This is a genomic window from Pseudomonas sp. FG47, from assembly GCF_057809115.1.
Genome location: NZ_JBMDJI010000006.1, coordinates 1 through 21,565 on the forward strand (window position 1 = coordinate 1; position 21,565 = coordinate 21,565).

General features: G+C 63.8%; 18 protein-coding genes. 14 read left to right on the forward strand and 4 right to left on the reverse strand.

Features of this window, described 5'->3' with window-relative positions; all coding sequences use genetic code 11:
- Positions 1-263: 263 nt before the first annotated feature.
- Both ACODS5_RS07380 and ACODS5_RS07385 read right to left on the reverse strand, forming a co-directional pair.
- Positions 264-1,619, reverse strand: coding sequence for an amino acid permease (locus ACODS5_RS07380; RefSeq protein ID WP_253091629.1), 1,356 nt, complete (start codon positions 1,617-1,619; stop codon positions 264-266).
- Between the two features lie 51 nt (positions 1,620-1,670).
- Positions 1,671-2,612: an AEC family transporter gene (locus ACODS5_RS07385; RefSeq protein ID WP_134689947.1), complete on the reverse strand. Its 942-nt coding sequence runs from the start codon at positions 2,610-2,612 to the stop codon at positions 1,671-1,673.
- Between the two features lie 190 nt (positions 2,613-2,802).
- Here ACODS5_RS07385 and ACODS5_RS07390 point away from each other — a divergent pair, with 190 nt between their 5' ends.
- On the forward strand, positions 2,803-4,437 hold the full coding sequence (locus ACODS5_RS07390) for a phospholipase (protein WP_489108313.1): 1,635 nt from the start codon (positions 2,803-2,805) through the stop codon (positions 4,435-4,437).
- Positions 4,438-4,451: 14 nt separating this feature from the next.
- Positions 4,452-4,640 (forward strand): hypothetical protein, encoded by a 189-nt coding sequence (locus ACODS5_RS07395; protein WP_134689949.1) that lies wholly within the window; start codon positions 4,452-4,454, stop codon positions 4,638-4,640.
- Between the two features lie 238 nt (positions 4,641-4,878).
- Here the strand turns inward: ACODS5_RS07395 and ACODS5_RS07400 are convergent, their stop codons facing one another.
- Together ACODS5_RS07400 and ACODS5_RS07405 are read right to left on the reverse strand one after the other, a co-directional pair.
- The gene (locus ACODS5_RS07400) at positions 4,879-5,439 is read right to left on the reverse strand and encodes a response regulator transcription factor (RefSeq protein WP_023632665.1); all 561 of its coding nucleotides are present in this window, start codon (positions 5,437-5,439) and stop codon (positions 4,879-4,881) included.
- Positions 5,436-6,695 carry an ATP-binding protein gene (locus tag ACODS5_RS07405; protein WP_134689950.1) on the reverse strand — a complete coding sequence of 420 codons (1,260 nt, stop codon included), beginning with the start codon at positions 6,693-6,695 and terminating at the stop codon, positions 5,436-5,438. The genes ACODS5_RS07400 and ACODS5_RS07405 overlap by 4 nt, the downstream gene beginning before the upstream one ends.
- Positions 6,696-6,891: 196 nt before the next feature.
- Between ACODS5_RS07405 and ACODS5_RS07410 the strand changes: the two genes are divergently transcribed.
- The 12 genes from ACODS5_RS07410 to ACODS5_RS07465 all read left to right on the forward strand — a co-directional run bounded on the left by ACODS5_RS07410 (position 6,892) and on the right by ACODS5_RS07465 (position 21,555).
- Positions 6,892-7,614, forward strand: coding sequence for an SIMPL domain-containing protein (locus ACODS5_RS07410; RefSeq protein WP_134689951.1), 723 nt, complete (start codon positions 6,892-6,894; stop codon positions 7,612-7,614).
- 312 nt (positions 7,615-7,926) lie between these two features.
- Positions 7,927-9,552, forward strand: a complete 1,626-nt coding sequence (locus ACODS5_RS07415; RefSeq protein WP_489108314.1) for an ABC transporter substrate-binding protein — start codon at positions 7,927-7,929, stop codon at positions 9,550-9,552.
- Positions 9,553-9,771: 219 nt separating this feature from the next.
- Complete coding sequence (locus ACODS5_RS07420; protein ID WP_134689953.1) at positions 9,772-11,364, forward strand: ABC transporter substrate-binding protein; 1,593 nt, start codon at positions 9,772-9,774, stop codon at positions 11,362-11,364.
- 158 nt (positions 11,365-11,522) lie between these two features.
- Positions 11,523-12,905 carry an OprD family porin gene (locus tag ACODS5_RS07425; protein ID WP_134689954.1) on the forward strand — a complete coding sequence of 461 codons (1,383 nt, stop codon included), beginning with the start codon at positions 11,523-11,525 and terminating at the stop codon, positions 12,903-12,905.
- 72 nt (positions 12,906-12,977) lie between these two features.
- A complete protein-coding gene (locus ACODS5_RS07430; RefSeq protein ID WP_134689955.1) occupies positions 12,978-14,573 on the forward strand; it encodes an ABC transporter substrate-binding protein in 1,596 nt (531 codons plus the stop codon).
- Positions 14,574-14,652: 79 nt separating this feature from the next.
- On the forward strand, positions 14,653-15,663 hold the full coding sequence (locus ACODS5_RS07435) for an ABC transporter permease subunit (RefSeq protein WP_134689956.1): 1,011 nt from the start codon (positions 14,653-14,655) through the stop codon (positions 15,661-15,663).
- A gap of 10 nt (positions 15,664-15,673) precedes the next feature.
- Positions 15,674-16,600 (forward strand): ABC transporter permease subunit, encoded by a 927-nt coding sequence (locus tag ACODS5_RS07440; protein WP_134689957.1) that lies wholly within the window; start codon positions 15,674-15,676, stop codon positions 16,598-16,600.
- 10 nt (positions 16,601-16,610) lie between these two features.
- Positions 16,611-17,579 carry an ABC transporter ATP-binding protein gene (locus ACODS5_RS07445; protein WP_134689958.1) on the forward strand — a complete coding sequence of 323 codons (969 nt, stop codon included), beginning with the start codon at positions 16,611-16,613 and terminating at the stop codon, positions 17,577-17,579.
- Positions 17,579-18,547 (forward strand): peptide ABC transporter ATP-binding protein, encoded by a 969-nt coding sequence (locus ACODS5_RS07450; RefSeq protein WP_134689959.1) that lies wholly within the window; start codon positions 17,579-17,581, stop codon positions 18,545-18,547. Before ACODS5_RS07445 ends, ACODS5_RS07450 begins: the two co-directional genes overlap by 1 nt.
- Before the next feature lie 352 nt (positions 18,548-18,899).
- Positions 18,900-19,709 (forward strand): AraC family transcriptional regulator, encoded by an 810-nt coding sequence (locus ACODS5_RS07455; protein ID WP_134689960.1) that lies wholly within the window; start codon positions 18,900-18,902, stop codon positions 19,707-19,709.
- A gap of 64 nt (positions 19,710-19,773) precedes the next feature.
- The gene (locus ACODS5_RS07460) at positions 19,774-21,180 is read left to right on the forward strand and encodes an NAD(P)/FAD-dependent oxidoreductase (RefSeq protein WP_489108315.1); all 1,407 of its coding nucleotides are present in this window, start codon (positions 19,774-19,776) and stop codon (positions 21,178-21,180) included.
- Between the two features lie 33 nt (positions 21,181-21,213).
- A complete protein-coding gene (locus tag ACODS5_RS07465; RefSeq protein WP_134689962.1) occupies positions 21,214-21,555 on the forward strand; it encodes a cupin domain-containing protein in 342 nt (113 codons plus the stop codon).
- Positions 21,556-21,565: the final 10 nt, after the last annotated feature.

Below are 21,565 nucleotides of genomic sequence, written 5' to 3' on the forward strand. Positions count from 1 at the left end.
CCCCACTACGCAAGAACTCCGCTCGGCCTCCTGAAGTCGCAATTGGCGGCGCCTGCACTATCGCGCACCTAGAAGCAACAGCAAGATCAAGATCAAGATCAAAGACCAAGAGATACGAAGTTGGTGGTTAGACAGTTGGCGATGTATTGACTGCCTGTAATGGCAACCGTGAGATTGAAAACAGGCTTGAATAACAATAATACGCCATCCAAGCCAACTCGGTTTCAGGACACGGTAATATCCCGAAACCGAACTAGATCAAATCAGGCCTGCCGCGCCTTCTTCATCCGAAACGCCACCCACAACACGGCAATCCACGCCGGAATCAACATCACCGAAATGCGAATCGGCGGTGTCAGGTACATAACCACCAGGATCAGCACAATGAACGCCAGGCACAGGTAGTTGCTCAGCGGGTGCCACAGGCTCTGGTAGAACGGCGTGATCCCCGCCGCCAGCTTGGCCTTGCGGAACTTGAGATGGGTGATACTGATGCTCGCCCAGTTGATCACCAGCGCCGACACCGCCAGCGCCATCAGCAGGCCAAACGCTTCACCCGGCATCAGGTAGTTGATCAGCACGCACAGGCCAGTGGCGAACGCCGATACCCCAAGCGCCGTCAGCGGCACGCCACGACGGCTGACCTTGAGCAACTGGCGCGGCGCGTCGCCCTGAGCAGCCAGGCCGAACAGCATGCGACTGTTGGCATACACACAGCTGTTGTACACCGACAGCGCCGCCGTCAGCACCACGATGTTGAGGATGGTCGCCACCAGGTCACTGTCGAGGTTGTGGAAAATCATCACGAACGGACTGCCGCCCTGCACCACCTTCTGCCAAGGGTACAGCGACAACAGCACCGCCAGCGCACCGATGTAGAAAATCAGGATGCGGTAGACCACCTGGTTGGTGGCCTTGGGAATGCTCTCGCGCGGGTTGGCCGCTTCGGCGGCGGTGATGCCCACCAGCTCCAGGCCGCCGAACGAGAACATGATCACCGCCAGCGCCATGACCAGCCCGACCACGCCATTGGGGAAGAAACCGCCGTACTGCCAGAGGTTGGCAACGCTGGCATCCGGCCCGCCATCACCGCTGGCCAGCAGCCAGGCGCCGAAGGCGATCATGCTGACGATCGCCACCACCTTGACCAGGGCGAACCAGAACTCCATCTCCCCGTAGACCTTCACCTGGGTCAGGTTGATGGCGTTGATCACCACGAAGAAGATCGCCGCCGTGGCCCAGGTAGGGAAGTCCGGCCACCAGTACTGCACGTAGATGCCCACCGCGGTGAGCTCGGCCATGCCGACCAGCACGTACACCACCCAGTAGTTCCAGCCCGAGACGAACCCGGCGAACTCGCTCCAGTACTGGTGGGCGAAGTGGCTGAAACTGCCGGCGACCGGCTCCTCGACCACCATCTCGCCCAGCTGGCGCATGATCAGGAAGGCCATCAGGCCGGCGATGGCGTAGCCCAGCAACACCGAGGGGCCGGCCAGCTGGATGGTCTGGGCGATGCCCAGGAACAGCCCGGTGCCGATGGCACCGCCCAGCGCGATCAGCTGGATATGGCGATTCTTCAGCCCGCGCTGCAAGCGCTCGGGCGTGCTCTGGTCTTGCATGAAGTGTCCTTTAGGTGAGGCTGTATTGTTGGTTTTGTGTGCAGTGAGGGTCTAGATCCAGGCGCCCCACTGCAAGACGAAAATACCGATGTTGGTGGTGATGGCCGCCATCAGTGTAGTGATCACGATGATCGATGCCGCCAGTTCGTGGTTGCCGTTGGCCTCGCGTGCCATCACATAGCTGGCCGCGGCGGTCGGGCTGCCGATGTAGAGGAACAGGATGCCCAACTCGGCGCCGCGAAAGCCGCACAGCCAGGCTCCCAGGGTACCCAGGAGCGGCAGCCAGACCATCTTCACCAGGCTGGCGTCCACGGCTAGCCGGCCACTGTCGCGCAGGGCCGCAAGCGATAAGGTACCGCCAATGCAGATCAGCGCCAGCGGCAGGGTCATCTGCGCCAGGTAGTCGCCGGAGGTCAGCAGCCAGTTGGGCAGCGGCACCTGGGCATAGGCCATGGGCGTGGCCAGCAGCACGCTGAGGATCAACGGGTTGCTGAGGATGTTCTTGCCGATGCTCCAGGGGTCGGACTTCAGGTCCGGGCTGTACACCGCCAGCACCACCGCCGACAGCGAGTTGTACATGAGGATCACCAGACCCGCGAGCACGGCGCCCAGGGAGATACCGTAGTCGCCATACAGGCTGGCCGCCAGGGCCAGGCCGATAACCCCGTTGTTGCCGCGAAACGCGCCCTGGGTATAGATGCCGCGGTCAGCCCGCGGGCAGCGCCAGATGGCCAGCCCCCAGGCCAGGGCGAAGCCCGCCAGGGTGGCGATGACGAAATAGAGCATCACCCCAGGTTGCACCGCCGTCGCCAGGTCAGCGTGGTAGATGCCGAGGAACAACAGCGCCGGCATGCACACGTTGAACACCAGCTTGGAGGCGACCCGGTTGAAATTGTCGTCGATCAAGCCAACGCGCTTGAGCAACACGCCCATGAACAGCATGGCGAACACAGGGGCCGTGATGTTCAGTGTCTGGATAAGAAGGGCGAGCATGCAGCGCGATCCTGAGGCTGGGCGTTGAGGGGGGCAATCATACGCCAGTGCCGGGGGCTTGCGCCCGCCGTAGCTGCCAGTTGCCCGCACAAACAGACCTTGACGTAGGAAATTTCCTGAATATGATAGCAATTACTGTATATGTATACAGTATAAAAATGGATTATCCCGACATTGCAAGGAGCAAATCATGTCAGGAACACACACTGCGCCTGCGGCCGCCAAAGCCCAGGCCACCCTGGTGGTCGCCGACCTCGACCAGCTGTTCGAGCCGCAAGGCGTCGCCCTCCCCGGCCCAGATAGCCACCTGGTGCTGGTCATGCATGGCCACCACACCCTCAAGTACCACCGCTTCGCCGTGCCGCCGAACAGCGGCAAGGCCGGTCAGCACGACGCCGAGCAATACTTCGAAGGCGCCGAGCACACAGCGATCGGTGACAACACCTTGCTGCGCTTCGAGGCAGGCAAGGCGCCCATCGTCGCTCATGAGGCGCCACTGCCGCTGCCTAATGGCCTGACCCTCACCTATGGCCAGGTAATCGCCCTGGGTGGCGACTTCTTCGGCCTGCCCGAGCGCCCCATCGCCGATGGCAGCACTGAAGCCGAACGCCTCGAACGCTTCACCCAGGCGTTCGACTCCCTGGCCCGCCTACCGGCGGCCAAGGCCGAAGCCGAGCAGATCCTCGCGGTGATGCAGGAAGAAATCCGCGCCGCCAACCAGGCCATCAAGGACGGGCGCCAGCCCCACGAAGCCTACGATACGCTGGGCGACAGCCTGTCGGCGCGCTGGAACCGCATCACCGGCGGCGGCAGTTTCGCCTCCGACCTGTTCCCCCTGGGACGCTACCTGAAGCTGGCCGCCAGCAACTGGGACCACTTCGGCCCCTGGGCGCTGCTGGCCTACCAGGCAGGTCATGCCGCCGCCCTGCAGCAAGCCGTGAAGGCCCGCGCCAGTGGCAACGAGCGCGACCTGCAACTGGCCTATGCGATGAACGCCTTCGCCGACCACTTCCTGACCGACCTGTTCTCCGCCGGCCACCTGCGGGTGCCGCGCAAGGCCCTGGCCGACACCGTCACCCCCAGCGACGTTGGCTCGCTGATCTCGCGCTTCATGCACGACGAGGACAGCAAGTACGGCCTGGCAGTGCGCAACGCCGAGGGCGAGCAATGGCGCGCCTACGGCGACAAGCGCTACTTCGACACGGTGGATGTGGCCAACCGCCGCCAGGTGGGCCGCGCCGTGCAGCGCTCGGCCGACGAGGTGTTCCAGGCCTTTGTCGATGGCCACGTGCCACTGGCCAAGGACTATGGCGCCCTGCGCCTGGCCCCGGACCTGCGCGCCGCCGAACAGGACCTGGTGCCGGGCAACTTCGCCCCGCTGTACTTCCTCGACGGCAAGGCCGTGCTGCGACGCAAGGATGTCAACGACCTCAACGACCGCAAGCGCATTGCCGACTGGTGGGGGTGGAGCACCTACCTGCTGCTCAAGGACTACAAGCCGAACACGCCTGCCGGCTTCATCGAGCCACCCGCCGGGTCGCCGGCGATCACCGGCTGGCAGCGCCGCGATCCAGACGGCCTGAATTGGCAACCGGGCAATGCGGTGCGTTATGCCTACAGCATCACCGATGTGCTCAACGAGTCATACATCGGCCCCTGGAGCGCCTATGCCGAGCTGACCGATCAGTTCCACCCCAGCGTGCAGGTGCCAGTGGATGGCAAGCAGCGCGGGCGCAACCTGTTCCGTCAGTTCCGTGGGGGCTCGCCGGAACTGATCGCCAGCCTGGATGGCGTGGCAACCACTTACATCGATCGCAACGCGTGACAGGGAGGTCACTCATGACAATCAAGATCAAGCTGGAACTGGCGTCGGGCCAGTCGATGGCAGGGCTACCGCTGGAGTTGCTGCGTGATGGCAAGGTGATCGGCCGGGCCATGGTGCCGGCGGGCGGGCTGGTGGCGTTCGAGGCGCCATCAGGATCTGGACAGCTGGCGGTGCGGGTTGACCGCTCGGGAGGGAAAGCCTGATAGCCGGCGGGGCCGCTGCGCGGCCCTTTCGCCCCACATGCCGAGCCTCTCATCAAGCCATGCGCGCTCTCTGTAGGAGCGGCCTTGTGTCGCGAAAGGGCTGCGCAGCAGCCCCAGGCCCGGTAAAGCGCTGAAACCGCAGGGGCCGCTTTGCGGCCCTTTCGCGGCACAAGGCCGCTCCTACAGGGATGCGTGTCACCTGCTCAGCAGACAAGACAGCGTGCCGCTGGGAAGGATCTCAGCGTCGAACCGGACGCTTCTGCAGCTTGCGCTGCAAGGTGCGCCGATGCATGCCCAGCGCCCGCGCGGTGGCGGAGATGTTGCCTTCGTGTTCGCCCAGCACGCGCTGAATATGCTCCCATTGCAGGCGATCCACCGACATCGGGTTTTCTGGCACCAGGGTATCCAGGTCGGTGTGCTCCGAGAGCAGCGCCGCCAGCACGTCATCGGCGTCGGCCGGCTTGCACAGGTAGTTGCAAGCGCCGCGCTTGACCGCTTCGACCGCCGTGGCGATGCTCGAGTAGCCGGTCAGGATCACCACCCGCATCTCCGGGTCCAGCTCCAGCAGCTTGGGCAGCAACACCAGGCCCGAGTCACCTTCCATCTTCAGGTCCAGCGTGGCGTAGTCCGGCAGGTCCTGCTCGGCCAGCTTCAGGCCTTCCTCGGCGGAACCTGCGGTACTCACACGGAAACCCCGGCGGCTCATGGCACGGGCCATGACCCGGGTAAAGGTGGCGTCGTCGTCCACCAGCAACAGGTGCGGCAGTTCTTCGCCTTCGACCTGGTTTTCTTCGCTCATCGTTCATCTCCTCGCTTGCCATGGGGCAGGCGCAATTCGGTCAGGGTGCCACCCTGCTCATGACTATAGAGTTTCACCGAACCGCCCGCACGGGTCACGCTGGCCTTGCTCAAGAACAGGCCCAGGCCGAAGCCTTTGCCTTTGGTGGTAATGAAGGGTTTGCCGATCGCCTCGGCGATGGCCGCCGGCACGCCAGGGCCATGGTCACGGATGCTGATGACGATGTCCTGGGCGTCCCAGTCCAGGCGTACCTCCAGGTCATCCGGGCAGGCATCGGCGGCATTGTTCAACAGGTTCAGCAGAGCCTGGGTCAGGTCCGGCGGCGGTGTCAGGCGCGGCACCGCGCCATCGCGCAGGCGCTGGAAGCGGTAGCTGGCCTCGGGGCGCATCAGGTGCCAGCGGTTGAGCGCCTCGTCGAGCCAGGCGGTGACATCCTGCTCGATGATCGCCAGGCGGCGATTGGCCTCGGCGGCGCGTACCAGCTGCTGCAGGGTCTCCTTGCACAGCTTGACCTGGTCCTGAAGGATCTGCAGGTCTTCCTGCAACTGCGGGTCGGCGTGGTCCTGGCGCATTTCGTTGAGCAGCACGCTCATGGTCGCCAGCGGCGTGCCCAGCTCATGGGCGGCGCCAGCAGCCTGGGTGGCCACGGCCAGCAACTGCTCGTCGCGCAGGCTCTCCTCGCGCCGCTCGGCACGCAGGTTCTCCTGCCGACGCAGCTCCTCGGCCATGCGCGCGGCGAAGAAGGTGATCACCCCAGCGGCCAGGGCGATGCTCAGCCACATGCCGTAGACCTGCATGGTGTCACGGGCCAGCGGCAGCGTTTCCAGCGGGTAGTACTGCACCAGCAACAAGCTGTAGGCCACCAGGGCGATGCCCGAGAGCACCAGCGAATAGAGCCACGGCAAGGTCACCGCAGCGATCGCCAGCGGCACCAGGTAATAGGAAACGAAGGGGTTGGTCGAACCGCCCGAGTAATAAAGCAGGGCACTGTGGATCAACAGGTCGCAGGCCAGCTGCAGGGCATACTCAAGCTCGGTGACCGGCAGCGACAGGCGCAGGCGCAAGGCGGTGAAGGCGCACAGCAGCGACGACAGGGCCAGGGTCACCGCCAACGAGAACCACGGCAGCGGCAGCAGCTCGGTCCAGTAGGCCACGCCCACCGAGCCGGCCTGGGCGGCCAGGACGAGGATGCGAATGAAGGTCAGGCGCCAGAGGTTCTGGCGTGTAGCGGACAGCGGATGTGCGGCGGCGAGCATGAGCTCTCCCGATGAGTGCTCCAGGAAACATCGGCTGGAGTATACCGAAGCCGGGCGCCTCGCTGCAGCAATGCGGCAAAGCGCCACACTTTGTCACAGGTACATGATGGCACTTTTGAACCCACTACACTGTTTCACGGTCTGATCGGCCATGCGTGGTCTCGTTGCCACGCCTTATCTTGCCAAGGAGCTCCACATGCATATTCCCCGTCGCGGCGCCGCCGCCGTTGCCTTGTCCTGCGGTCTGCTCGCCAGCCTGCCCGCCCTGGCCGCCGACGAGCCGCGCTACAACCAGGTTTCACTGCGCGCCGAAGTGAGCAAGGAAGTGGCCCGCGACCTGATGGTCGTGACCCTGTACAGCGAAGCGCAGAACAGCGACCCGGGCAAACTGGCCAAAGAGATCACCGAGGCCATGAACAAGGCCGTGCAGCAGGCCCGCCAGGTCAAGGACGTGAAGATCAGCCAGGGCAGCCGCAACAGCTATCCGATCTACGACACCAAGGGCCAGAAGATCACCGGTTGGCGCGAACGCGCCGAACTGCGCCTGGAAAGCGCCGACTTCCCGGCCCTGTCCAAGCTCACCGGCGAGCTGCTGCAGGACCTGAAAATGGGCGGCATGGACTTCTCCATCGCCCCGAGCACGCGCAAGAGCAGCGAAGACGCACTGCTCAAGGACGCCGTCGCGGCCTTCAAGGCCCGCGCCCAACTGGCCACCGAAGCCCTCGGCGGCAAGGGCTACAAAGTAGTCAGCCTGAACCTCAACAGCAGCGGCTACCCGCGCCCGTACCTGCGCAACGCGCCGATGGCGATGATGGCCAAGGGCGCCGCCGACGAAGCCGCGCCAGCACCGGATATCGAAGCCGGCACCAGCGAAGTCAGCATGAGCGCCGATGGCCTGATCGAAGTCCAGGTACCCTGACCCCTCCACTTGAATATCCGAGGCGGTCAAAACCGTCTCGGATAACTGTTTCAGACCCTTCCTACGCACCAAACGGGTGCATCCGCTTGTCACATAAAGTGCGAAATATCCTGAAAAATTCGCTCCGTTTGACTACGCAAACGATCAACATTCGCCAAAGTTATACGGATGCGACATCCATGTACGTCCGTACCACGTTTTTGCCGTCAACCATCCTGCTGAGTGTTGCATTGGGAATACCCCCTGCATAAGTATCCGCAGGTCGGCTCACGAGGCCGCCTCAATTCGAAAAATGACAACAATGAGGCCACCATGCTTAAACACGCAGTCATTCCGTTCCTGGTAGGCGCAGGCTTGCTAGCCGGCGCACCGATCGCCCACGCCGCGTCCAACCTGGTGTTCTGCTCCGAAGGCAGCCCGGCCGGTTTCGACCCGGGGCAATACACCACCGGAACCGACTTCGACGCCTCCGCCGAGACCATCTTCAACCGCCTGACGCAATTCGAACGCGGCGGCACCAAGGTCATCCCCGGCCTGGCCACCAGCTGGGACGTCTCCGAGGACGGCAAGACCTACACCTTCCACCTGCGTGAAGGCGTCAAGTTCCACACCACCGATTACTTCAAGCCGACCCGCGACTTCAACGCCGACGACGTGCTGTTCACCTTCAACCGCATGCTCGACAAGGACCAACCCTTCCGCAAGGCCTACCCCACCGAGTTCCCGTACTTCACCGACATGGGCATGGACAAGAACATCACCAAGGTGGAGAAGCTCGACGACCACACGGTGAAGTTCACCCTCGCGCAAGTCGACGCCGCGTTCATCCAGAACATGGCCATGCACTTCGCCTCGATCCAGTCGGCCGAATACGCCGACCAGCTGCTCAAGCAAGGCAAGCCCGCCGACATCAACCAGAAGCCGATCGGCACCGGGCCGTTCGTGTTCAAGAGCTACCAGAAAGACTCCAACATTCGCTTTACCGGCAACAAGAGCTACTGGAATCCTGAGGACGTGAAGATCGACAACCTGATCTTCGCCATCAGCACCGACGCCTCGGTGCGCATGCAGAAACTCAAGAAGAACGAGTGCCAGGTCACCTTGTTCCCACGTCCTGCCGACATCAAGCCGCTGAAAGAAGATCCGAAGCTGCAGATGCCCGACCAGGCCGGTTTCAACCTCGGCTACATCGCCTACAACGTGATGGACAAGGTCAAGGGCAGCAACCAAGCGAACCCCCTGTCCCAACTCAAGGTCCGCCAGGCCCTGGACATGGCGGTCAACAAAAAGCAGATCATCGAATCGGTGTATCAGGGTGCCGGCCAGCTGGCGGTCAATGCCATGCCACCGACCCAATGGTCCTATGACGACACCATCAAGGACGCCGCGTACGACCCGCAGAAGGCCAGGCAACTGCTCAAGGAAGCCGGCATCAAGGAAGGCACCGAGATCACCCTGTGGGCCATGCCGGTGCAGCGCCCCTACAACCCCAACGCCAAGCTGATGGCCGAAATGCTCCAGTCCGACTGGGCCAAGATCGGCATCAAGGCCAAGATCGTCAGTTACGAATGGGGCGAGTACATCAAACGTTCCAAGGGCGGCGAGCAGGGCGCTATGCTGATTGGCTGGAGCGGCGACAATGGTGACCCGGACAACTGGCTGGGCACGCTCTATGGCTGCGATGCCATGGACGGCAACAACTTCTCCAAGTGGTGCTACAAGCCCTACGACGACCTGATCAAACAAGCCAAGGCGACCTCCGACCAGGCCAAGCGCACCGAGCTGTACAAGCAGGCGCAACATATCCTCAAGGAACAGGTGCCGATCACCCCGATCGCCCACTCCACCGTGTATCAGCCCATGAGCGCGAAAGTGAAGGATTTCAAGATCAGCCCGTTCGGCCTGAACTCCTTCTACGGGGTCAGCGTGGACAAGTAACGGCCGTGATCGTCCTGTCGCCATGGTTGGCGGCAGGACGATGACACGATCGGGCGATACGTAGGGAAAATCTCTCACGCTCGCCAGAATTTTCGCGCCCCCATACCAGTACTCAACCCATGGTTCCCGCATCCTGACGCCTCTATCGTCGGGACTGGGACGCCACAGCCGCGTGTTGCCCACGTGGCCCGTTTCGACAACACGGACAAAGGATATGCCATGCGCTTCACCACGCTGAGCTCTACCCTGATCGCCCTCGGCCTGCTGGGCCAGGCATCGACCAGCCTGGCCAACAACCTGGTGTTCTGCTCCGAGGGCAGCCCGGCGGGCTTCGACACCGCCCAGTACACCGCGGCCACCGACAACGACGCCGCCGAACCCATCTATAACCGCCTGGTCGAGTTCGAGCAGGGCGGTACTGCCGTGCAAGCGGGCCTGGCCACCGACTGGCAGGTGTCCGCCGACGGCCTGACATACACCTTCCACCTACGCCCCGGAGTGAAGTTCCACAGCAACAAGGACTTCAAGCCCAGCCGCGACTTCAACGCCGACGACGTGCTGTTCACCTTCAATCGCATGCTCGACAAGCAACAGCCGTTCCGCCAGGCCTATCCCACCGAGTTCCCCTACTTCGTCAGCATGGGCCTGGACAAGAACATCGCCAAGGTCGAGAAGACCGACCCACTGACCGTGGTCTTCACCCTCAACAGCGTCGATGCCGCGTTCATCCAGAACATCGCCATGGCCTTCGCCTCGATCCTCTCCGCCGAATACGCCGAACACCTGCTGGCCAGTGGCAAGCCCAGCGACATCAACCAGAAGCCTATCGGCACCGGGCCGTTCGTGTTCCAGCGCTACCAGAAGGACTCGCAGATCCGCTTCAAGGGCAACAAGGACTACTGGGCGCCGGAGCGAGTGAAGATCGACAACCTGATCTTCTCCATCAACGTCGACCCATCGGTACGCATCCAGAAACTGCGCAAGAACGAATGCCAGGTCACCTTGCACCCCCGCCCTGCCGACCTGCCGGCGCTCAAGCAGGATGACAAGCTGCAGGTCATGACCCAACCGGGCTTCAACCTCGGCTACATCGCCTACAACACCCAGCACCCGCCGTTCGACCGCCTCGAAGTGCGCCAGGCCATGGACATGGCGGTGAACAAGCAGGCGATCATCCAGGCTGTGTACCAGGACGCAGGGCAGCCGGCGGTCAACGCCATGCCGCCGACCCAATGGTCCTACGACAAGTCACTCAAGGACGCCCCCTTCGACCCGGAAAAGGCCAAGCAACTGCTCAAGCAGGCCGGAGTCAAGGACGGCACCGAGATCACCCTCTGGGCCATGCCGGTCCAGCGCCCCTACAACCCCAACGCCAAGTTGATGGCCGAAATGCTCCAGGCCGACTGGAGCAAGCTCGGCTTCAAGGTACGCATCGTCAGCTACGAATGGGGCGAGTACCTCAAGCGCATGAAGAACGGCGAACATGACATCGCCCTGATCGGCTGGACCGGCGACAACGGTGACCCGGACAACTGGCTCGGCACCCTGTTCAGCTGCGATGCCATCGGCAGCAACAACTACTCCTTGTGGTGCGATAAGCAATACGACGCGCTGGTGAAAAAAGCCAAGCAAGTCACCGACCGCGAACAACGCACCAGCCTTTACCAGCAAGCCCAACAACGCCTCAAGCAACAGGTACCGATCACCCCAGTGGCGCACTCGACAGTCAACCAGCCACTGAGCATCAGCGTGAAAGACTTCAAGGTCAGCCCCTTCGGACGCAACGTTTTCTCCGGCGTCAGTATCGATTGACCCTGCAACGTCAGGCCGGGGGTGCAACCCACTCCCGCGACCGCGTGCAGCCCGAATTTGCCTGGCAACCCCCAGGCAGACACCCGCAGTACCGCGTCACCGTGACAAGCCCGGCCCACGAAGCCGGGTGATAACTAAAAAAAAGAAAGGGAGCTTTCATGTCGAGACGTACCGCAACCACCGCATTGGCCTTGTCCGTGGGCGCCTTCTGCGCCCTCGCCCAGGCCGAACCCGCCAGCCAGGACTATATGCCGATCACGCTCAAGTCCAGCAGTGAACAGGCCGAGGCCAAAGGCTTCATCGACGGCCAGAGCCTGTCCGGCAGCACCCGCAACTGGTATGCCCGCGAACGCGCCACCCGCGCGCCGCTGTGGAATTACACCAAGAGCGACGGCACGCGCCGTCCCACCCACAGCCGTGACAACTGGGTGCAGGGCACCATCCTCAACTACAGCTCGGGCTTCACCGAAGGCACCGTGGGCTTTGCCGTCGAGGCCGCGGCCTACAACGCCATCGCCCTGGAGCGCGGGCGCGCCGCAGTGGCCGGGCCGAACAACCGGACACTGACCCATAGCGACGGTGACCCGATCGGCCAGTGGAGCAAGATGGGCCTGGGCAACGTCAAGGCGCGGATGTCCAACACCACCCTGACCCTGGGCCGCCAGTCGGTGGACACACCGATGATCGCCTACATTGGCAACCGTGCGTTGCCGTCGAGCTTCCAGGGCGCGTTCCTGCACAGCGCCGAGTTCGACAACCTGTCGTTCGACCTGGGCACCTTCGACCGCGTCTCGCCGCGTACCGAGCAGAGCCTGAGCAAGTTCCGCAGCGAATATGGCGCCGAGGGGGTCGAGACCGACCGCGCCAGCACCGCCGGCATCAACTACCAGCCGTTCAAGAGCCTGACCACCAGCCTCTACGCGACCAAGGTCGATGACTTCTGGAACCAGTACTACTTCGGTGCCAACCATGTGCTGGGCGACAGCGCGGTGCTGAGCCTGACCACCGGCCTGAACTACTACAAGACAGTCGACGCCGGCAGCAAGAAAATGGGCGAGATCGACAACGACACCTACAGCCTGTCGTTCGGCCTGACCCACCAGGCCCATACCCTCACCGCCTCCTGGCAGCAGGTCAACGGCAACGAGTACTTCGACTACCTGCACGAGACCAACGGCATCTACCTGGCCAACTCCCTGCTGTCGGACTTCAACGGCCCGAACGAGAAGTCGCTGCAGATCAGCTATGTGTTGAACATGGCCCCATACGGCGTGCCGGGTCTCAAGTTCAACCTGTACAACGCCCGCGGCTGGGGCATCGACGGTACCCACTACAAGGGCACCGCCTATGAGGTGCGTGGCATGGACGGCGAAACTCACTACGAGTGGGGTATCGGCACCAGCTATGCGGTGCAGAGCGGCATGCTCAAGGACACCACCATCCGCGCCACCTACACCGCGCACCGCGCCAGCAAGGCCCAGGCCGACGGCAGCCTGGACGAGCTGCGGATCGTGACCACCATTCCATTCAACATCCTCTGACCGTTGCCGCCATGGCCCGACTCCCCACGGGCCGTGGCGGCTACGCTGGAACGAACACTGCAGGGAGGTTCCATGAAATCGCTACCGTTACGCGCTGCCCTGGCGGCGGTCATCCTGGGCGCCGCGTCGAACCTGGCGGCCAAGCCGCTGGTGGTATGCACCGAGGCCAGCCCGGAAGGCTTCGATATCGTCCAGTACACCACCGCCGTCACCGCCGATGCCACGGCCGAGGCCATCTTCAACCGCCTGGTCGACTTCAAGCCCGGCACCACCGAGATCCAGCCGGCGCTGGCCAAGAGCTGGGACATCAGCCCCGATGGCCTGGTCTACACCTTCCACCTGCGCGAAGGCGTCAAGTTCCACACCACCGACTATTTCACCCCCACCCGCGACTTCAACGCCGATGACGTGCTGTGGAGCCTGAACCGACAGCTGCGCAAGGACCACCCCTGGCACGACAAGACCAGTGTCGGCTACCCCTATTTCGAGAGCATGGCCTTCAAGGACTTGCTCAAGTCGGTTGAAAAAACCGACGACCATACCGTGGTGATCACCCTGACCCGCCCGGAAGCCCCGTTCCTGCGCGACATGGCCATGGCCTTCACCTCGATCTACTCCGCCGAATACGGCGATCAGTTGCTCAAGGCGGGCAAGACCGGCGACCTCAACAGCAAGCCGGTCGGCACCGGGGCGTTCATCTTCCAGCGCTACAACAAGGACGCCCAGGTTCGCTACAAGCCCAACCCGGACTACTTCCGTGGCAAGCCACCGGCCGATGCGCTGATCTTCGCCATTGCCACCGACAGCAACGTGCGCCTGCAGAAACTGCGCGCCAACGAATGCCAGATCGCCCTGTACCCCAAGCCTGACGACGTGCCGGGCATCAAGACCGATGCCAAGCTCAAGGTGGCCGAGATCGAGGCCCTGGTCACCGGCTATATCTCCATGAACACCCAGCACAAGTACCTGAGCGACGTGCGCGTGCGCAAGGCGATCAACATGGCCTTCGACCGCCAGACCCACGTCGACCAGCTGTTCGGCAAAGGCAACGCGCTGGTCGGGGTCAACCCCTACCCGCCGACCATGATCGGCTACAACACCGACAACAAGAACCCGCCCCACGACCTGGACAAGGCCCGCGCCCTGCTCAAGGAAGCCGGCGTCCCGGAAGGCACGGTGATCACCCTGTTCACCCGCAACGGCGGCGGCCCGACCAACCCCAACCCACGGTTGTCCGCCGAAATGCTGCAAGCCGACCTGGCCAAGATCGGCATCAAGCTCGATATCCGTGTGCTGGAATGGGCCGAGATGTTGCGCCGCGCCAAGAAAGGCGAGGCCGACCTGGTTTCGGCGGGCTGGGCCGGCGACAACGGCGACCCGGACAACTTCCTCACGCCGATGCTCAGTTGCGACGCGGCGAAAAGCGGCGAGAACTATGCGCGCTGGTGCAACCCTAAGTTCCAGGAACTGATCACCCGCGCCCGCGAGGTCATCGACAACGACGAACGCGCCAAGCTCTATAACGAGGCCTTGGCGGTGTACGATGAAGACCAACCGTGGATCAGCATGGCCCACCCGAAAATGTTCACCGCCATGCGCGAGAACGTCGAAGGCTATGTCATCAATCCACTGACCAACAATAACTTCGCCACCACCAAGGTGAAGTAGAACAACAACAACGACCGCCGGCAGCCTGTACGGGAGCCGGCGGCACTGCCTTTACCGGCTGGATGAGGTACCCACGAACATGTTGAGTTTTATTGCCCGGCGCCTGGGCCTGCTGATCCCGACCTTCTTCGGTATCACCCTGCTGACCTTCGCGCTCATACGCCTGATCCCCGGCGACCCGGTGGAAGTGATGATGGGCGAGCGCAGGGTCGACCCCGAGATGCACGCCCAGGCCATGGAGCGCCTGGGCCTGAACAAGCCCCTGCCGGTCCAGTACCTGGACTACGTCGGCAAGCTTGCCCAGGGTGACCTCGGCGAGTCCCTGCGCACCCGCGAAAGCGTCTGGAACGAATTCCTCACCCTGTTCCCCGCCACGCTGGAGCTGGCCATGGCCGCCCTGCTGTTCGCCGGGGTGATCGGCCTGCTGGCCGGGGTGATCGCCGCGCTCAAGCGCGGTTCGCTGTTCGACCACGGGGTGATGGGTATCTCCCTGGCGGGCTACTCGATGCCGATTTTCTGGTGGGGCCTGATCCTGATCATGTTCTTCTCCGTGAGCCTGGGCTGGACCCCGGTTTCCGGACGTATCGACCTGCTCTACGACATCGAGCCGAAGACCGGCTTCATGCTCATCGACACCCTGCTCAGCGACGAGGAAGGCGCCTTCAAGGACGCGGTCATGCACTTGATCCTGCCGGCCATCGTGCTGGGCACCATCCCGCTGGCGGTGATCGCCCGCATGACCCGCTCGTCGATGCTCGAGGTGCTGCGCGAGGACTACATCCGCACCGCTCGCGCCAAAGGCCTGTCGCCGTCGCGCGTGGTATTCATCCATGGCCTGCGCAACGCGCTGATCCCGGTGCTCACCGTGTTCGGCCTGCAGGTCGGCACGCTGCTGGCTGGCGCCGTGCTCACCGAGACCATCTTCTCCTGGCCGGGCATCGGCAAATGGCTCATCGAAGCCATCGGCGCCCGTGACTACCCCGTGGTGCAAAACGGCATCCTGTTGATCGCCTGCCTGGTGATCCTGGTCAACTTCGTCGTGGACATTCTCTACGGCCTGGCCAACCCACGCATCCGTCACCAGCGCTGAGGATTCCATCATGACCAGCCCCATTCCGAAATCCGTCACACCGACCAGCGCGGTTGACCAAAGCTTGCTCTACCCCTCGCCGTACAAAGAGTTCTGGCAGGCCTTCTCGCGCAACAAAGGCGCGGTGGCCGGCCTGGCCTTCATGTGCCTGATCGTGTTCTGCGCGCTGTTCGCCCCCTGGGTGGCACCGCACAACCCCAGCGAGCAGTACCGCGACTTCCTGCTGACCCCGCCGGTGTGGCTCGAAGGCGGCACCTGGCAATTCATCCTCGGCACCGACGAGCTGGGCCGCGACCTGCTGTCACGCCTGATCCAGGGCTCGCGCCTGTCGCTGCTGATCGGCCTGTCGTCGGTGGTGATGTCGCTGATTCCAGGCATCCTGCTCGGCCTGCTGGCCGGTTTCTTCCCGCAGATTCTCGGCCCGTCGATCATGCGCCTGATGGACGTGATGCTGGCCCTGCCCTCGCTGCTGCTGGCCGTGGCCATCGTCGCCATCCTCGGCCCAGGCCTGATCAACACCGTGATCGCCATCGCCATCGTCTCGCTGCCCTCCTACGTGCGCCTGACCCGCGCCGCGGTGATGGGCGAGCTGAACCGCGACTACGTCACCGCCGCGCGCCTGGCCGGCGCCGGCCTGCCGCGGCTGATGTTCGTCACCGTGCTGCCCAACTGCATGGCGCCGCTGATCGTCCAGGCCACCTTGAGCTTCTCCTCGGCCATCCTCGACGCCGCCGCCCTGGGCTTCCTCGGCCTCGGCGTGCAGCCGCCAACCCCCGAGTGGGGCACCATGCTGGCCTCGGCCCGCGACTACATCGAACGCGCCTGGTGGGTAGTGAGCCTGCCAGGCCTGACCATTTTGCTCAGTGTGCTGGCAATCAACCTGATGGGCGACGGGCTGCGCGACGCGCTGGACCCGAAACTCAAGAATGCCGCCTGAGGAGACCGCCATGTCACTGTTGCAGATCAACAACCTGAACGTGCGCTTCGGCGACGCCAACGCCGTGCCCGTGGTCGACGGCCTGGAGCTTGCGGTGGACGCCGGCGAGATCCTCGCCATCGTCGGCGAATCCGGCTCCGGCAAGTCGGTCACCATGATGGCCCTGATGGGCCTGATCGACGCCCCCGGGCGCATCACCGCCGACGTGCTCAACTTCGACGGCATCGACATGCTCAAGCTCAGCAGCCGGCAACGGCGCAAGGTGGTGGGCAAGGACATCGCCATGGTCTTCCAGGACCCGATGACCGCGCTCAACCCCAGCTATACCGTCGGCTACCAGATCGAGGAAGTGCTGCGCCAGCACCTGGGCCTCAAAGGTAAAGCGGCGCGCCAACGCGCCCTGGAGCTGCTGAAGAAGGTCGAGATCCCCGCCGCCGAAAGCCGCCTGGATGCCTACCCGCACCAGCTGTCCGGCGGCATGAGCCAGCGCGTGGCCATCGCCATGGCCATCGCCGGCGAGCCGAAGCTGCTGATCGCCGACGAACCGACCACCGCGCTGGACGTGACCATCCAGGCGCAGATCATGGAACTGCTGGTCAACCTGCAGAAGGAGCGCAACATGGCGCTCATCCTGATCACCCACGACCTGGCCGTGGTCGCCGAAACCGCCAAGCGCGTGTGCGTGATGTACGCGGGCCAAGCGGTCGAGGTCGGCCAGGTGCCGGAGCTGTTCGACATCCCCGCCCACCCCTACAGTGAAGCGCTGCTGGCGGCGATCCCCGAGCACAGTATCGGCGCCGAGCGCCTGGCCACCCTGCCCGGCATCGTCCCCGGCCGCTATGACCGGCCGCAAGGTTGCCTGCTGTCGCCGCGCTGCCCCTACGTGCAGGAAAACTGCCGCCGGCAGCGCCCGGCCCTCGATCCCCAGGCCCATAGCCTGGTGCGTTGCTTCTATCCGCTTAACCAGGAGGTGGCGTGATGGCCGTCGTACTGTCCGCCCGCGAATTGACCCGCCACTACGAAGTCTCCCGCGGCCTGTTCAAGGGCCACGCGCTGGTGCGCGCGCTCAATGGCGTGTCGTTCGAGCTGGAGGCCGGCAAGACCCTGGCCGTGGTTGGCGAGTCCGGTTGTGGCAAGTCCACCCTGGCCCGCGCCCTGACCCTGATCGAAGACCCCTCCTCCGGTTCGCTGCAGATCGCTGGCCATGAGGTCAAAGGCGCCAGCAAGGAGCAGCGCAAGCAATTGCGTCGCGACGTGCAGATGGTGTTCCAGAGCCCCTATGCCTCGCTCAATCCACGGCAGAAGATCGGCGACCAACTGGCCGAGCCGCTGCTGATCAACACCTCGCTGAGCAAGGCCGAGCGCCGCGAAAAAGTGCAGAAGATGATGGAGCAGGTGGGCCTGCGCCCCGAGCACTACCAGCGCTATCCGCACATGTTCTCTGGCGGGCAGCGCCAGCGGATCGCCCTGGCCCGGGCGATGATGCTGCAACCCAAGGTGCTGGTGGCGGACGAACCGACCTCGGCGCTGGACGTGTCGATCCAGGCCCAGGTGCTGAACCTGTTCATGGACCTGCAGAAGGAGTTCAACACCGCCTACGTGTTCATCTCGCACAACCTGGCGGTGGTGCGCCATGTGGCGGACCAGGTGCTGGTGATGTACCTGGGCCGGCCGGCGGAGATGGGGCCGAAGGAAGATATCTACGAGAAGCCGCTGCATCCGTATACGCAAGCATTGCTCTCGGCGACCCCAGCGATCCACCCGGACCCACTCAAGCCGAAGATCCGCATTGCCGGTGAGCTGCCCAACCCGTTGAATCCGCCAGATGGTTGCGCGTTCCACAAGCGCTGCCCGTATGCCACCGAGCGCTGCGCCAAGGAAGTGCCGGCGCTGAGGCAGGTCAGTACACGGCAGGTGGCCTGCCATTACGCCGAGCAGTTCCTGTAGATCGTTGGGGGCGCTTTGCGCCCCTTACCGGCCGGACCGGCCGGAAAGGGGCGCAAAGCGGCCCCGGGGATCTCAGTGCATGAAGAACCAGATCAGGATGATCACCGGAATCGGCACCCCAATCATCCACAGCAATATCGAGCGCATGATGCTTCTCCTCGTTCGTGGTCTACCAAAGTCCGTGCAGCGCCCATGCCAGTTGTGTCAAAAAATGACATCCATATGAAACAAGGCCTTAGCCATTAAGCCGCGTTGAACCACCGTGCAAAATGCAGGATCACCGCCCACCCCCGAGGCGTTCTGCAATGCCTGGCCTTGTCACCCTGAACCACGCCAAGGCACTATCGCCCCCATGACCTCCACCACCCTCCCCGACAGCCCTGAGCAAACCCCGCTCACCGCCGCCACGGTCATGCGCTACCACCTGTGCTGGAAGCATCGCGACCTCGACGGGGTCATGGCGCTGTACCACCCGCACATCCAGTACCACGACTTCTTCCAGAACCGCGTGCTCGGCTTCGACGAGCTGCGCGACTACGTGCGCGCCTGCCTGCCCCATGAGGCCGGCGAGGACATCGTCCACAGCGATCGTATCCGCATCGATGGCTGTACCGCGTTCATCCAGTACCAGGTCACGGTGCAGGGCGGCGACGGGCTGGTGGCGTTCCAGTCCAGCGAAGCGATCACGGTCAGGGACAACCTGATCTGGCGGGTCAACGAATACGCCACCCTGGTTCGCCAGAACGACATCGGCCGGATCAGCGACGGCCCACGCCCGGCCACCAGCCGCCTCGGCTTGTCACCACGGCAGTTGTCGAGCATGGCCCAGGACCTGGAGCATTACTTCCAGCGCCAGCGTCCCTACCTCGACCCGGAACTGGACCTGCAGCAGGTGGCCAACGCCAGCGGCTACAGCCGCAACCAGATTTCCTACCTGCTCAACCAGGTGCTCGGGCAAAGCTTCTACCGCTACGTCAACCAGGCGCGCCTGCAACACCTGATGGCGAGCCTCGACGACGTCAGCGTCGAGACGCCGATCGACGACCTGGCGTTCAACGCCGGCTTCAACTCGCTCTCGGCGTTCTACAAGTGCTTCCGCGAGCACACCGGCCTTACCCCCAAGGCCTATCTCAAACAAATTTCCCTGCGTGCACGCACGTAAGACAGGCGCGGACCGACACCACTAGCATCGCCCACAGACCTAGACGGATGTGGAGCAAAACCCAATGCAACCCCCGCGCACGATCAGCCTGTGGATGGACCAGCTCAACGAGCCGCTGTGCGCGCGCCCGTCCCTGCGCCAGGACCTGGACGCCGATGTGTGCATCATCGGCGCCGGCTACACCGGCCTGTGGACCGCCTATTACCTCAAGCGCCAGGCGCCCCAGCTGAACATCGCGGTGATCGAGGCCAACATTGCCGGTTTCGGCGCCTCCGGGCGCAACGGCGGCTGGCTGATGGGCAACCTGCTCGGCGAGGACCGCCTGCTCGCCACCCTCTCGCCACAGCAACGGCGTGAAAGCATCGACCTGCTGCACGCCATCCCCGACGAAGTCCATGAGGTGCTGCTGCGTGAAGGCATCGCCTGCGATTACCGCAAGGGCGGCGTGCTGTATTGCGCCGCGCGCTACCCGGAACAGGAGCGCAGCCTACGCGCCTGGCTCGATGACCTCTATCGACTGGGCATGACCGAGGACGACTATCGCTGGCTGCGTCCCGAACAGCTAGAGACCCAGCTGAAGATCAGCACGCCCTATGGCGCCATCTTCAATCCGCATGTCGCCACGGTCCAGCCGGCCAAACTGGTACGCGGCCTGGCGCGAACGGTCGAGGCCATGGGCGTGCCGATCTACGAAAACACCCCGGCCATCGACTGGCAGGCCGGCGAAGTGCGCACCCCACTGGCACGCATCCGCAGCCACTGGGTGGTGCCCGCCGTCGAAGGCTATGCCGCCAGCCTGCCGCCACTTGGGCGGCACCAGTTACCGGTGCAGAGCCTGCTGGTGGCCACCGAACCCCTGCCGGAATCGACCTGGGAACAGATCGGCCTGGGCCAGGGCCAGGCCTTCAGCGAAAGCAGCCGCCAGGTCACCTACGGCCAGCGCAGCGCCGACAATCGCCTGGTGTTCGGCGCACGCGGTGGCTATCGCTTTGGCGGTCGCTTGCGCGAGGACTTCACCCTCACCGGCAACGAAGTCGAACTGCGCCGCTACCTGTTCGGCGAGCTGTTCCCGCAGCTCAAGCACGTGCGCATCACCCACTCGTGGGGTGGCAACCTGGGCATGGCCCGGCGCTTTCGCCCGCACATGCTGTGCGATCGCCAGCGCGGCATCGCCCTGTCCGGCGGCTACGGCGGGGAAGGTGTCGGCGCCAGCAACCTGGGTGGACGCACCTTGGCGGCGTTGATTCTCGACCAGCACAACGTCCTGACCGCCCAGCCCTGGGTACACGACAACCGCCCGCTGTCGAGCCTGGCCAGCTGGCCGCCCGAACCCTGCCGCTGGGTGGGTTACAACGCGATCATCCAGAGTTTCGTCCACGAGGACCGGACCCTCGCCAACCCGGCCAGCGCCCGCTGGCGGCGGCGCCTGGCCAGCGGCTTGGCCGATTTCATGGAAGGCTTCATGCACTGACTTCCCTTCATCACCACACAGGATCCACCGGCCATGAGCATCACCCAGTTCAAGCGCACCGACAGCGCCATCCTGGACAGTTCCACCCCGGTCGCCGTGCCGCTCGGCGCACCGGTCGCGGTCACCTCGGTCACCTGCGTCGAACGCGGTGACGGCGTCGAAACCGGCATCTGGGAGTGCACCCCCGGGCGCTGGCGGCGACAGATCGTGCAACAGGAATTCTGCCATTTCATCAAGGGCCGCTGCACTTTCACCCCCGATGGCGGCGAGCCGCTGACCATAGAAGCCGGAGATGCCCTGATGCTACCGGCCAACAGCCTCGGCACCTGGGACATCCAGGAGACGGTGCGCAAGACCTACGTCCTGATTTTCTGATCCGCTGATC

Coding starts and splice junctions, on each gene's coding strand:
- ACODS5_RS07430 (WP_134689955.1), top strand. CDS start 12,978: ATGAAATCGCTACCGTTACGCGCTGCCCTGGCGGCGGTCATCCTGGGC.
- ACODS5_RS07395 (WP_134689949.1), top strand. CDS start 4,452: ATGACAATCAAGATCAAGCTGGAACTGGCGTCGGGCCAGTCGATGGCA.
- ACODS5_RS07460 (WP_489108315.1), top strand. CDS start 19,774: ATGCAACCCCCGCGCACGATCAGCCTGTGGATGGACCAGCTCAACGAG.
- ACODS5_RS07455 (WP_134689960.1), top strand. CDS start 18,900: ATGACCTCCACCACCCTCCCCGACAGCCCTGAGCAAACCCCGCTCACC.
- ACODS5_RS07435 (WP_134689956.1), top strand. CDS start 14,653: ATGTTGAGTTTTATTGCCCGGCGCCTGGGCCTGCTGATCCCGACCTTC.
- ACODS5_RS07400 (WP_023632665.1), bottom strand. CDS start 5,439: ATGAGCGAAGAAAACCAGGTCGAAGGCGAAGAACTGCCGCACCTGTTG.
- ACODS5_RS07440 (WP_134689957.1), top strand. CDS start 15,674: ATGACCAGCCCCATTCCGAAATCCGTCACACCGACCAGCGCGGTTGAC.
- ACODS5_RS07450 (WP_134689959.1), top strand. CDS start 17,579: ATGGCCGTCGTACTGTCCGCCCGCGAATTGACCCGCCACTACGAAGTC.
- ACODS5_RS07410 (WP_134689951.1), top strand. CDS start 6,892: ATGCATATTCCCCGTCGCGGCGCCGCCGCCGTTGCCTTGTCCTGCGGT.
- ACODS5_RS07405 (WP_134689950.1), bottom strand. CDS start 6,695: ATGCTCGCCGCCGCACATCCGCTGTCCGCTACACGCCAGAACCTCTGG.
- ACODS5_RS07445 (WP_134689958.1), top strand. CDS start 16,611: ATGTCACTGTTGCAGATCAACAACCTGAACGTGCGCTTCGGCGACGCC.
- ACODS5_RS07465 (WP_134689962.1), top strand. CDS start 21,214: ATGAGCATCACCCAGTTCAAGCGCACCGACAGCGCCATCCTGGACAGT.
- ACODS5_RS07420 (WP_134689953.1), top strand. CDS start 9,772: ATGCGCTTCACCACGCTGAGCTCTACCCTGATCGCCCTCGGCCTGCTG.
- ACODS5_RS07425 (WP_134689954.1), top strand. CDS start 11,523: ATGTCGAGACGTACCGCAACCACCGCATTGGCCTTGTCCGTGGGCGCC.
- ACODS5_RS07415 (WP_489108314.1), top strand. CDS start 7,927: ATGCTTAAACACGCAGTCATTCCGTTCCTGGTAGGCGCAGGCTTGCTA.
- ACODS5_RS07380 (WP_253091629.1), bottom strand. CDS start 1,619: ATGCAAGACCAGAGCACGCCCGAGCGCTTGCAGCGCGGGCTGAAGAAT.
- ACODS5_RS07390 (WP_489108313.1), top strand. CDS start 2,803: ATGTCAGGAACACACACTGCGCCTGCGGCCGCCAAAGCCCAGGCCACC.
- ACODS5_RS07385 (WP_134689947.1), bottom strand. CDS start 2,612: ATGCTCGCCCTTCTTATCCAGACACTGAACATCACGGCCCCTGTGTTC.